The organism is Knoellia flava TL1 (genome assembly GCF_000768675.1).
Classification (GTDB): Bacteria; Actinomycetota; Actinomycetes; order Actinomycetales; family Dermatophilaceae; genus Knoellia; species Knoellia flava.
This window is the reverse complement of record NZ_AVPI01000018.1, coordinates 65,204-76,750: the sequence shown is the minus strand read 5'-3', so window position 1 is coordinate 76,750 and position 11,547 is coordinate 65,204. Positions and strand designations below refer to the sequence as shown.

10 protein-coding genes and 1 tRNA gene are annotated in these 11,547 nt (G+C 70.8%); 8 read left to right on the top strand and 3 right to left on the bottom strand.

Annotation, left to right across the window (positions count from 1 at the left end; genetic code table 11):
• Positions 1–225: 225 nt before the first annotated feature.
• The 7 genes from N798_RS07935 (at position 226) to N798_RS07905 (ending at position 6,829) form a co-directional block, all read left to right on the top strand.
• A complete protein-coding gene (locus tag N798_RS07935) occupies positions 226–1,266 on the top strand; it encodes a chorismate-binding protein (protein WP_035947589.1) in 1,041 nt (346 codons plus the stop codon).
• Positions 1,267–1,335: 69 nt separating this feature from the next.
• A complete protein-coding gene (locus N798_RS07930; RefSeq protein ID WP_084100309.1) occupies positions 1,336–2,184 on the top strand; it encodes an aminotransferase class IV in 849 nt (282 codons plus the stop codon).
• Positions 2,181–2,615, top strand: coding sequence for a TIGR02611 family protein (locus N798_RS07925; RefSeq protein ID WP_035947587.1), 435 nt, complete (start codon positions 2,181–2,183; stop codon positions 2,613–2,615). Before N798_RS07930 ends, N798_RS07925 begins: the two co-directional genes overlap by 4 nt.
• A 162-nt stretch (positions 2,616–2,777) precedes the next feature.
• Positions 2,778–2,851, top strand: a tRNA-Val gene (locus tag N798_RS07920).
• A 173-nt stretch (positions 2,852–3,024) separates the two neighbouring features.
• Positions 3,025–4,404 (top strand): FAD-binding oxidoreductase, encoded by a 1,380-nt coding sequence (locus N798_RS07915; protein WP_035947586.1) that lies wholly within the window; start codon positions 3,025–3,027, stop codon positions 4,402–4,404.
• Positions 4,401–5,702 (top strand): class I SAM-dependent methyltransferase, encoded by a 1,302-nt coding sequence (locus N798_RS07910; protein ID WP_035947585.1) that lies wholly within the window; start codon positions 4,401–4,403, stop codon positions 5,700–5,702. Before N798_RS07915 ends, N798_RS07910 begins: the two co-directional genes overlap by 4 nt.
• Positions 5,699–6,829 carry an NAD(P)/FAD-dependent oxidoreductase gene (locus tag N798_RS07905; RefSeq protein WP_035947611.1) on the top strand — a complete coding sequence of 377 codons (1,131 nt, stop codon included), beginning with the start codon at positions 5,699–5,701 and terminating at the stop codon, positions 6,827–6,829. Before N798_RS07910 ends, N798_RS07905 begins: the two co-directional genes overlap by 4 nt.
• Here N798_RS07905 and N798_RS07900 read toward each other — a convergent pair.
• From N798_RS07900 to N798_RS07890, 3 genes are read right to left on the bottom strand one after another with little or no spacing between them, the layout of a single operon-like run.
• Positions 6,799–7,455 carry a class I SAM-dependent methyltransferase gene (locus tag N798_RS07900; protein ID WP_229708250.1) on the bottom strand — a complete coding sequence of 219 codons (657 nt, stop codon included), beginning with the start codon at positions 7,453–7,455 and terminating at the stop codon, positions 6,799–6,801. The two genes, N798_RS07905 and N798_RS07900, sit on opposite strands and share 31 nt — an antisense overlap.
• On the bottom strand, positions 7,452–9,422 hold the full coding sequence (locus N798_RS07895) for an acyl-CoA dehydrogenase family protein (protein WP_308738175.1): 1,971 nt from the start codon (positions 9,420–9,422) through the stop codon (positions 7,452–7,454). Before N798_RS07895 ends, N798_RS07900 begins: the two co-directional genes overlap by 4 nt.
• Positions 9,423–9,424: 2 nt before the next feature.
• Positions 9,425–10,144, bottom strand: a complete 720-nt coding sequence (locus N798_RS07890) for a TetR family transcriptional regulator (protein WP_035947582.1) — start codon at positions 10,142–10,144, stop codon at positions 9,425–9,427.
• A gap of 113 nt (positions 10,145–10,257) precedes the next feature.
• Between N798_RS07890 and N798_RS07885 the strand changes: the two genes are divergently transcribed.
• Positions 10,258–11,547 carry an acetyl-CoA C-acetyltransferase gene (locus N798_RS07885; RefSeq protein WP_035947581.1) on the top strand — a complete coding sequence of 430 codons (1,290 nt, stop codon included), beginning with the start codon at positions 10,258–10,260 and terminating at the stop codon, positions 11,545–11,547.

Genomic DNA, 11,547 nt, shown 5'->3' with positions numbered 1-11,547 from the left:
GGTCCGCCACCGCCGTCGACACCGCCCCCAGCTTCATGGTTCGACTGTACTCGAACAAGCGTTCGACAGCAACGGTTTGTCCACACCAATGGCACTGTGGGACAGCGACATTGCCGCTCATGAGTCCCAGGCGACGAGTGGCTGCAGCCACCGCCTCCACGTCGACCCTGGCGCACACTCATCGGTCGTGTCCGGCCGCCGTCCCGTGGCCCTACGATCGACGCCGTGGCGTGGGCGAGGTTCAGCTCCCTTGACGGGGGTGTCATCGAGGCGACCGGCGTCGAGGCCGTCACCTCGGACATCGACGACGTCACCTCGGGGTTCTGGGCCGTCGTCATCACCTTCGAGGGCCGGCTCACCGCGGTGCGCATGTCGTCGGTCGACCGCCACCCGTCGGCCACCACGGTCCCGACCTGGACGGGGGTGCAGGGCGAGTGGACCACGAGCCTCGACGACACGGCATACGTCGACGGGGTCGAGGAGATCCGCGAGCGGATCGCACGCGGCACGGTCTACCAGGTCAACCTCTGCCGTGTCCTCAGCGGCGACATCGGGGCGGAGTCGTCCATCCGTGCCCTCGGAGACGTTCTCGCACAGGGCAACCCGGCTCCCTACGCCGCGACGATCGACATCCCCGAGGCCGGTCTGGAGGTTGCGTGCGCCTCACCGGAGGCCTACCTCACGCGTCGCGGCGGGACCGTGACGTCGAGCCCGATCAAGGGCACCGCGCCGACGCCGGAGAGCATGCTGCCCAAGGACTACTCCGAGAACGTCATGATCGTCGACCTCGTCCGCAACGACCTCCAGCACGTATGCCGTCCCGGCACCGTCCGCGTCGACCACCTGTGCCGCCTCGAGGAGCACCCCGGACTCGTCCACCTCGTCTCCGACGTCTCGGGGGAGCTGCGCAAGCGCGCGACGTGGCGCGAGCTGCTCGACGCGTCGTTCCCGCCCGGCTCCGTGTCCGGCGCCCCGAAGCACACGGCGCTGCGGGCCATCGCGGACCTCGAGCCGGTCGCCCGCGGTCCCTACTGCGGCGCTGTGGGCTGGATCGACGCCGACCGGGACGAGGCGCTGCTCGCGGTCGGCATCAGGACCTTCTGGGTCGACGAGGAGGCCTCGGGCGAACGAGTGCTGAGGTTCGGGACGGGTGCGGGCATCACGTGGGGCTCGGACGCCTACGGGGAGGTGCGCGAGACCGAGCTCAAGGCGAGACGCCTCATGGCGCTGGCCCGCGGCGAGCTCGCGGGGCAAGGCGACTCTTGACGGTCGCGGACGTCCCGCCGCGGGATGTCACTCGTGGGTGCGTCCGGGCACATCTGCAATGCTCGACCCATGAGCGATATCCAGGTGTGGGTGAACGGCCGGATCGTGGGAGCGGACGAGCCGTCGGTGCGTGCGCTCGACCACGGGGTGACGGTGGGGGACGGTGCGTTCGAGACGTGCAAGATCGTCGACGGCGAGGCCTTCGCCATGACCCGGCACCTGCGTCGGCTGGGGCGCACGCTGTCGGGTCTGGGCCTGCCCCCGATCGACGACGCGCTCGTTCGCGAGGGGGTCAAGGAGGTGCTCGCCACCGGTGACCAGATCGCCTTCGGTCGTGTGCGCATCACCGTCACCGGGGGAGCGGGACCGCTGAGCTCGGACCGTCACGACTCGCCGCCGACCGTCATCATCGCGTCCACGCCGTCGAAGCCTCACGACCCGTCGGCAGCGGTCGTCACCGTGCCGTGGGTGCGCAACGAGCGCGCCGCGACCGCCGGCCTCAAGACCACCTCCTACGCCGAGAACGTCATCGCCATCACGCATGCGAACTCCCGTGGCGCGGCCGAGGCGCTGCTCGCCAACACGCGCGGCGAGCTCTGCGAGGGCACGGCGTCCAACGTCTTCGTCGTCACCGACGGTGTCCTGCGCACGCCTCCGCTCGAGAGTGGATGCCTCGCAGGCATCACCCGTGAGCTCGCCATCGAGTGGTGCCGCGACGCCGGAATCGAGGTCGTCGAGGAGACCATGCCGTTCGACGTGCTCGACACCGCCGACGAGGTCATCATCACCAACTCGTCCCGCGACGTGCAGGGCGTCCACCTCGTCGACGACCGCCGCCTCGATGCTCCCGGCCCGGTCACCCGTCGCGCCGTCGAGATCTGGCGGACCGCGGAAGCCGACCTCGGGATGGACCCGTGAGCCACGAGGACCACCACGTCCTCGTCGAGGACGACGAGGACGACTGGGCCTGGCGGCGACGGATCCGGGCCAACGCGAGGACCGCACGGATCTACCGGATCGGTGTCTTCGTCCTCGGGCTTGTCGTCGTGGTCGTCGGGCTGCTGCTCATCCCGTTCCCCGGGCCGGGCTGGCTCATCGTCATCGGCGGGCTCGCGATCTGGGCGACCGAGTTCGAGCGGGCCCAGCGCGTGCTGGAGTTCGTCAAGGAGAAGGTGCGGGCGTGGGAGCAGTGGGTCAAGCGCCAGAACCCCTTCGTCAAGCTGCTCGCCGGGCTGGCCGGGCTCGCGTTCGTCGCCGCGGTGCTGTGGGTGACCTTCCACTTCTCGGGCATCCCCGGCTTCTTCCCCGACGGGCTCGAGAACTGGATGCGCACGACCGCGCGGATCTGAGGTCGCTCCGGTGACGCGGATATCGCGTATCTGCCCGGCTGCAACCGGGCAGATCGCAGGTTTCCGCGGCGCCGGGCCGCTCGGGGACCGGAGGGCGGCCCCGATTTCGTCACCGGGAGAGCGGACGGGTATCCTCGTCCAGCCCGCTCCGCAGTGGGCGCCGGACGTGTAGCTCAGCTGGTTAGAGCGCTCGCTTCACACGCGAGAGGTCAGGGGTTCGAGTCCCTTCACGTCCACCCTCACAAGCTCGGGCGCCCGTGATGGGGCCCGCCTTCACGTCCACCCTCGCAGGCTCGGGTCAACGTGATGGGGCTCGCCTTCACGTCCACCCTCAAGCCCGGTATGACACGCGTCAACGCTCGCGACAAGTGACGAGACGGACGCACGCATCAGGCGTAACGTGCGACTCATGGAGCGCACTCTCCCCGACGCCGCTGCACGCACCACCGGGGAGCAGCGTCTGCTCGACACCTTCGCCTCCATCCCACCGGGCGAGCGGGTCCGTCTGGCCAAGCGCACCTCCAACCTCTTCCGCGAGCGGTCGAGCACCCGGACACCGGGTCTCGACACGACCGGCCTCACCGGTGTCCGCGTCGTCGACGTCGGCACGCGCACCGCCGAGGTCGACGGCATGTGCACCTACGAGGACCTCGTCGCGGCCACGCTTCCGCACGGCCTCATGCCACTCGTCGTGCCACAGCTGCGGACCATCACGCTCGGTGGAGCCGTCACCGGACTCGGGATCGAGTCGTCGTCGTTCCGCAACGGCCTGCCCCACGAGTCCGTCCTCGAGATGGACATCCTCACGGGGACCGGCGAGATCGTCACCGCAACACCGGACAACGAGCACGCGGACCTCTTCCACGGCTTCCCCAACTCCTACGGCTCGCTCGGCTACGCCACGAGGCTGCTCATCGAGCTCGAGCCGGTGACGGGTCACGTCGCCCTGCGCCACATCCGCTTCCACGACCTCGAGAGCCTCTGCACCGCGATCGGCGAGGTCGTCGCCTCGCGCGTGCACGACGGCGAGCCGGTCGACTTCGTCGACGGTGTCGTCTTCTCACGCGACGAGGCCTACCTCACCGTCGCGCGCCACACCGACGAGGCGGGCCGACCGAGTGACTACACCGGCCAGCAGGTGTTCTACCGCTCGCTCCAGCACGACGGTCCCGAGCCCCGTCGCGACCTGCTCACCACCCATGACTACCTCTGGCGCTGGGACACCGACTGGTTCTGGTGCTCGCGCGCGTTCGGGGCCCAGAACCCGCGGGTGCGCCGCCTCTGGCCGAGCCGCTGGCGTCGGTCGAGCGTCTACTGGAAGCTCGTGGCCCTCGACCAGCGCCTCCGCTTCTCCGACCGCATGGAGGCGCGCAAGGGCAACCCGCCGCGCGAGCGCGTCGTCCAGGACGTGGAGATCCCGCTCGCCCGCACCGCGGAGTTCCTCGACTGGTTCCTCGACACGGTCCCGATCGAACCGATCTGGCTGTGCCCGTTGCGTCTTCGCGGCGACCGCTCGTGGGACCTCTACCCGCTCGAGCCGGGGGAGACCTACGTCAACGTCGGCTTCTGGTCGAGCGTCCCGGGTGGCGAGCCCGGAGCCACCAACCGCGCCATCGAGCGCAGGGTCGGCGAGCTCGACGGCCACAAGTCCCTCTACTCCGAGTCCTTCTACACCCGCGAGGAGTTCGACGCCCTCTACGGCGGCGATGCGTATGCCGTCCTCAAGGCGAAGCACGACCCCTCCGGCCGGTTCCCTCACCTCTACGACAAGGCGGTGCGACACGCATGACCAGCACGACCCGTGAGACCAGGACGACCCGTGAGACCAGGACGATCGCCGACCTCGTGGACGAGGTCGTGGTGGGGCCGCTCCCGGTGCGGATCACGGCATACGACGGGTCCAAGACCGGACCGGACAGCGCCCAGCGCACCCTCCACATCGGGACGCCGCGCGCCGTCTCCTACCTCGCGACCGCGCCGGGCGACCTCGGTATGGCGCGCGCCTACACGACCGGCGACCTCGTCGTCGAGGGCGTGCACCCGGGCAACCCCTATGACGCCCTCGTCGACCTCGAGGAGCTGCACTTCCGGCGCCCCGACCCACGCCTCGTCGTCGACCTCGCGAAGGTGCTCGGACTGCGCGGGCTCACCCCGCCTCCACCCCCGCCCCAGGAGGCGCTGCCTCGCTGGCGGCGCGTCACCGAGGGCCTCCGGCACTCCTTCACCCGCGACCGGGAGGCGATCGCCCACCACTACGACGTCTCGAACCGCTTCTACGAGCACGTCCTCGGTCCGACGATGACCTACACCTGCGCGGTCTTCCCCGACCGCGACGCCGGCCTCGACGCCGCCCAGGAGAACAAGTACCGCCTCGTCTTCGACAAGCTGGCGCTCCGGCCCGGCGACCGTCTCCTCGACATCGGGTGCGGCTGGGGCGGCATGGTGCGCTACGCCGCCCGCCGTGGCGTGCACGCGCTCGGGGTCACCCTCTCCAAGGAGCAGGCGGCGTGGGCGCAGGCGGCCATCGAGCGTGAGGGCGTGGCGGACCTCGCCACGGTGCGGCACGAGGACTACCGCAACGTGCCCGAGACCGGCTTCGACGCCATCTCGTCGATCGGCATCACCGAGCACATCGGGGTGCGCAACTACCCGGCCTACTTCCGGTGGATGCTCGCCCACGTCAAGGAGGGCGGGCTCGTCCTCAACCACTGCATCACCCGGCCGGACAACCGGCCGAGGAGCACGGGCGCCTTCATCGACCGCTACATCTTCCCCGACGGCGAGCTCACCGGGTCCGGACGCATCATCACGACGATGCAGGACAACGGTTTCGAGGTGCTCCACGAGGAGAACCTGCGAGAGCACTACGCCCTCACCCTCGCCGGGTGGAGCGAGAACCTCGTCGAGAGCTGGAGCGCCTGCGTCGACGAGGTCGGCGAGGCCACGGCCAAGGTGTGGGGTCTCTACCTCGCCGGATGCCGCCGCGGCTTCGAGCGCAACGTCGTCCAGCTCCACCAGGTGCTCGCGGCGCGGCTCGACGACGCACGGTTGCCACGCGTGCCGCTGCGGCCCTGGTGGGCGTCATGAGCGTCGTCATCGTCGGTGCCGGCCTCGCGGGCGCCAAGGTGGCCGAGACCCTGCGCGAGCGGGGCTTCGACGGCAAGGTCGTCATCTACGGCGTCGAGGAGCACCTGCCCTACGAGCGGCCACCGCTGAGCAAGGCCGTCCTCCTCGGCGACAAGGAGGCCGACTCCGCCTACGTCCACGACGAGGCGTGGTGGCGCGAGCACGACGTCGACGTCCACACGGGCGTCGAGGTGCAGTCGATCGACCTCGCGGCTCGACGTGTCGTCACGAGCGCGGGTGAGCAGCCCTACGAATGGCTGGTGCTCGCGACCGGGTCCGAACCTCGACTCCTCCGGCTGGCCGACGATTCAGGCCGGCCGGTGCACTACCTCCGCACCGTCGAGGACTCGCTCGCACTCCGGGAGGCGCTCACCCGCGACGCCAGAGTGCACATCATCGGGGCCGGGTGGATCGGGCTCGAGGTGGCCTCGGCCGCCCGCGCCGCCGGGGCGGGAGTCACCGTCCACGAGAGCGCCGACCTCCCGCTGCTCGCGGTGCTGGGACCCGAGGTTGCCCAGCACTTCGCCGACCTCCACCGGTCGCACGGTGTCGAGCTGCGTCTCGGCACCTCGGTGACGGCCGAGGACCTCGCCGAGGCCGACCTCGTCGTCGTCGGCATCGGCGCTGCCCCGCGGACCGCGCTGGCCGAGGCCGCCGGGCTCGACGTCGACAACGGCGTGCTCGTCGACGAGCTGCTGCGGACCTCCGACGACCACGTCCTCGCCGTCGGCGACATCGCCAACGAGCAGCACCCCGTGCTGGGCCGCCGCGTGCGGGTCGAGCACTGGGACAACGCGATCGAGCAGGGCAAGGCCGCGGCGGCCACCATCCTCGGTGCGGCCGAGCCCTACGACCGCATGCCCTACTTCTTCACCGACCAGTACGACCTCGGGATGGAGTACTTCGGTCACACGGGCCCCGACGGCTACGACCGCGTCATCACACGTGGCGACTTCAGTGGACCGTTCCGGGCCTGGTGGGTCCGCAACGACGTGGTGGTCGCCGCGATGCAGGCCAACGACTGGGACGCCTCCGACGAGATGCGCGCCAGCGTCGGTCAGGCACCGCCCTCGAAGTCGACGTCGTGAGGTGACCCGGCGACGCTGAGCAGCCACACGGCATACTCCGCGTTCGCCGGGTGCAGCTCGTAGCTGCCGGCGAGGAGGTCGACACGCAGACCGCACGCCTCGACGTCGTCGCGGAACTCTCCGGGCGCGTAGGCCCGGCTTCCCGCCGGCCCGGCCGTGAGGTGGAAGCCGATGAGCATGCGTCCGCCGGGGGCGAGCAGGTCGCGCAGCGCCGAGAGCGCACGCCGCTCGGTCCCCTCGGCGAGGAGGATGAAGACGTTGCCCACGGCAACGACGAGCTCGTATGCCGTCGGGCGGCCGTGTGCCCTCAGCACGTCTGGGGTCGTCTCGAGGATGTCGAGGGGGAGCAGCCCGATGCCGGGGTAGGTCCGCTCGGCCTGCTCGACGAGGGCGGCGTCGGGTTCGATGCCGGTGACGTCGTGCCCGCGGGCGCGCAGGGCGTCGGTGACCCGGCCCATGCCGGCGCCCGCGTCGAGGATGCGGGCACCGCGTGGCACGAGGGCGTCCGCGAGACGCGCCTCGCCGTCGACGTCCTCTCCGCGGGCGACGAGGTCGGCGAACCGTGGCCCGTATCCATGGCTCTCGGATCCGGCGAGAGCCCACCGGGTCGGCGGGACCTCGCTCACGCGCTCGCCGCGGCGGCGGCCGGAGTGCCCGTGGGCAGCTCGGTCGGCAGGGGCTCGAGGAGCCCGGGCGCACCCAGCCAGGCATCGGGGATCGCGAAGGCGTCGACGAGGGTCCGCGCATGCGGTGCGAGGTCCTTGCAGAGCACGCCCACATCGTGGATGACGGCCTTCGAGTGCACCGGTGTGAGCCGCCCGTGCTCGAGGTACCACGCCCGATGCCGCTCGATCGTCGACAGCGCGAAGAGGTCGGTGACGTCGTCGAGCAGCTCCTTGACGGGCCCGTCCTTGCACTCCTCCACCGCGGCGCAGAGGGCTTCGAGGAGGACACGGTCGATGTGCGCATCGGCGGCGGTGAGCAGGTGGTCCTGGGCGTTGTTGTAGATCCGGAAGGCGTCGGCCGGCTCGGCCTTGGCCGCCTTCGACAGCCGCAGCGCGACGCCCTCGAGAAGGTGCTTCTCGCGGTCGACGAAGAGTGCGACCTGACGCCCGCGGTGGCGCTCGGCGCCGTCCTCGTCGCTGCTCGGCGCCCGCGACATGAGCTTGGAGATGAGGCCCGCGGCGGGCGTCTTCTCGAGGATCGACGAGGCCGTGAACCGCGAGGCGAAGGCGATCATCGCCAGCGGGGAGTTGTCCTCGAACGTCTCCTGGAACTCGGTGAGCAGCCCCTTGGCGACGAGCTGGAGCAGCACGGTGTTGTCGCCCTCGAAGGTCGTGAAGACGTCGGTGTCCGCCTTGAGCGTCGTGAGCCGGTTCTCGGCCATGTAGCCGGCTCCACCGCACGCCTCGCGGCACATCTGGATCGTGTCGGTGGCGTGGCGCGTCGCCGCGACCTTGATGCCGGCCGCCCGCGCCTCGAGCTCGCGCTGCCGCTCCTCGGGAGCCGCGCCGTCGTGGTCGGCGACCTCGTGCATCATCTCGACGAGCTCGTTCTGGGCGAGCATGAGCGCATAGCTCCGGGCGATCGCCGGCAGGAGCTTGCGCTGGTGCGCGCGATAGCTCATGAGCGTGAGCTCCTCGTCGGATCCCGGCGCGGCGAACTGCCGCCGGTGCAGCGCGTAGCGGGTGGCGAGGGTGAGGGCCGAGCGGGTCGCGGCGCCCGCTCCACCGGCGACCGAGACCCGGCCGCGGACGAGGGTGCCGAGCATCGTGAAGAAGCGCCGCGAGGCGTTGTCGATGGGCGACGTGTAGGTGCCGTCGGCGGCGATGTCGCCGTACCTGTTGAGCAGGTTCCATCGTGGAACCCGGACGTGGTCGAACGACAGCGTCCCGTTGTCGACCCCGGGGAGCCCGCCCTTGGCGCCGTCGTCGCCGATGGTGACGCCGGGCATCGGTCTGCCGCTCGTGTCGCGGATCGGCACGAGCACGCAGTGCACGCCGTGCGACTCGCCGTCACCGGTGACGAGCTGGGCGAAGACCGCGGCCATGCGCCCGTCGCGTGCGGCGTTGCCGATGTAGTTCTTCTCCGCGCCGGGTGTGGGGGAGTGGATGACGAGCTCGTCGGTCGTCGGGTCGTGCGTGGCCGTGGTCTCCAGGTGCTGGACGTTGGAGCCGTGACCGGTCTCCGTCATCGCGAAGCACCCCAGGAGCGTCCCGTCGAGCATTCCCGGCACGTATGCCGTGTGGTGCCGCTGGGTGCCCAGGTTGGCGAGCGCCCCACCGAAGAGGCCGAACTGCACCCCGGCCTTGACGAGGAGCGAGAGGTCGCCGTGGCCGAGCATCTCGAAGGCGGTGACCGAGGCCCCGAAGTCGCCGGTGCCGCCCATGCCCTTGGCCAACCCCGCCGAGGCGAAGTCCTCGCTGGTCAGGGCGAGCAGCTGCCGCGTGGTGTAGGAGCGGTACTCCTCCATCGACAGCGGTTCGGCCGGGGGAGCGAAGCGGGAGACGTCGTCGTGGGCACGCAGCCGTCGGCGCACGTCACCCCAGCGTCCGTCGAGGATGCGGGTCAGCTCGGGGGCCAGGTCGTCCACGGTCACTCCTTGTCGTCGGTCGCGGGCTCGGCCGGCCACGCCGACGAGAGCCCGCCCCAGATGAGCTCGGTGAGGTGTTCGTTGAGCGTCTCACGCGAGGTGCCTGATGCCGCCGCGCCGGAGCGCAGCCACTCGTCGCCCGCCGCCCGCACCATCCCGACCACGGCGTGCCCCCACGTCTCGGCGGGCTCGCTGCCGCGGCCGGCCGCGGCGAGGGCGGTCGCGATGAGCGAGCCGATCTGCACACCCATCGCGCGGCTCACGGTCGAGGCGAGGTCGATGGTCTCGGTGCGCTCGGACGGGGGCACGAGCGGCGCGGCGACGATGAACCGGTAGACCTCGGGGTCGGTCTCGACGAGCGAGAGGTAGGCGTCGACCGCCGCACCCAGGAGGGCGCGTGGCTCGGCCGACCGGCGGGACATCGCACCGACGGCACCGAGGTCGCCGACGGCCCGGGTGATGTCGCGCAGGATGATCCGGTTGACCCGCTCCGCCACGGCCGAGTAGAGCCCGGCCCGGTCGGTGAAGTGCCGGTAGAAGACGGTCTTCGACGTGCCCGCACTCGAGGCGATGTCGTCCATGCCGACCCCGGCACCGCGAGCCCGGATCGCGCGCAGCGTCGCCTCGACGAGCTCGGTGCGGCGGCGGGCGCGGTGGCTCTCCCACCTGCTGCTCCGCCCGTCGACGACCTCGTCGCGCTGCGGGTCCGTGGTGCTGGTCACAAGATCGGACCGTAGCAGGTCGAGAGAGGTACCTGCTACCGTCAGTACCGGATATGTGGCGCGTCCCACGCGGCCCACGACGTCCTTCCTCCGACAGATCCCAGGAGTCCCCGGTGTCACCTACGAGTCCCCGCCGCGCCGCCGTCCTCGGCGGCAACCGCATCCCCTTCGCGCGGCAGTTCGGCCCCTATGCCAACGCCTCGAACCAGGACATGTTCACGGCCGCCCTCGAGGGCCTCGTCGCCCGCTACGGCCTCGGTGGCGAGCGGCTCGGTGAGGTCGTCGGCGGCGCCGTCATCAAGCACAGCCGCGACTTCAACCTGACGCGCGAAGCGGTCCTGGGGTCGAGCCTCGCACCCGAGACGACGGCATACGACGTCCAGCAGGCGTGCGGCACCGGTCTCGAGAACGCCATCCTCGTGTCCAACAAGATCAAGCTCGGCCAGATCGAGTCCGGCATCGCCGGCGGCGTCGACACGGCCTCGGACGCGCCGATCATGGTGACCGAGAAGCTCCGCCGCAAGCTGCTGCGCGTCAACCGCGCGAAGTCGACCGCCGAGATGGCGAAGAAGCTGCTCGCGATCCGCCCGACCGATCTCGGCATCGAGACGCCCGCCAACACCGAGCCGCGCACCGGGCTCTCGATGGGCGAGCACATGGCGATCACCGCCAAGAAGTGGGGCATCACCCGCGAGGCGCAGGACGAGCTGGCCGCCGCGAGCCACCAGAACCTCGCCGCCGCCTACGACCGCGGATTCTTCGACGACCTCATGACGTCCTACCTCGGGCTCGCCAAGGACCAGAACCTGCGCCCCGACTCCAGCGTCGAGAAGCTCGCGAAGCTCAAGCCGGTCTTCGGCAAGGGCGAGGGCGCGACGATGACGGCGGGCAACTCGACGCCGCTCACCGACGGCGCCTCGGCCGTCCTCCTCGGCAGCGAGGAGTGGGCCGCCGAGCACAACCTCCCCGTCCAGGCGTGGTTCGTCGACGGCGAGGTCGCCGCGGTCGACTACGTCCACGGTGACGAGGGCCTCCTCATGGCTCCTGCGTATGCCGTGCCGCGCCTCCTCGCGCGCCAGGGCCTCTCGCTCCAGGACTTCGACTACTACGAGATCCACGAGGCCTTCGCGTCCACGGTGCTCTCGACGCTCAAGGCGTGGGAGGACGAGGACTTCTGCCGTGACCGGCTGGGTCTCGAGAAGCCGCTGGGGTCGATCGACCGCTCGAAGCTCAACGTCAACGGCAGCTCGCTCGCCGCCGGCCACCCGTTCGCGGCCACCGGTGGCCGCATCGTCGCCTCCCTCGCCAAGATGCTGCACGAGAAGGGCCCGGGCAGCCGCGGCCTCATCTCGATCTGCGCTGCCGGTGGTCAGGGCGTCGTCGCGATCCTCGAAGGAGCCTGA

Bases quoted from the DNA above. Each gene is read 5' to 3' on its own strand.
- N798_RS07930 (WP_084100309.1), top strand. From the start codon at position 1,336: ATGAGCGATATCCAGGTGTGGGTGAACGGCCGGATCGTGGGAGCGGAC.
- N798_RS07915 (WP_035947586.1), top strand. From the start codon at position 3,025: ATGGAGCGCACTCTCCCCGACGCCGCTGCACGCACCACCGGGGAGCAG.
- N798_RS07910 (WP_035947585.1), top strand. From the start codon at position 4,401: ATGACCAGCACGACCCGTGAGACCAGGACGACCCGTGAGACCAGGACG.
- N798_RS07905 (WP_035947611.1), top strand. From the start codon at position 5,699: ATGAGCGTCGTCATCGTCGGTGCCGGCCTCGCGGGCGCCAAGGTGGCC.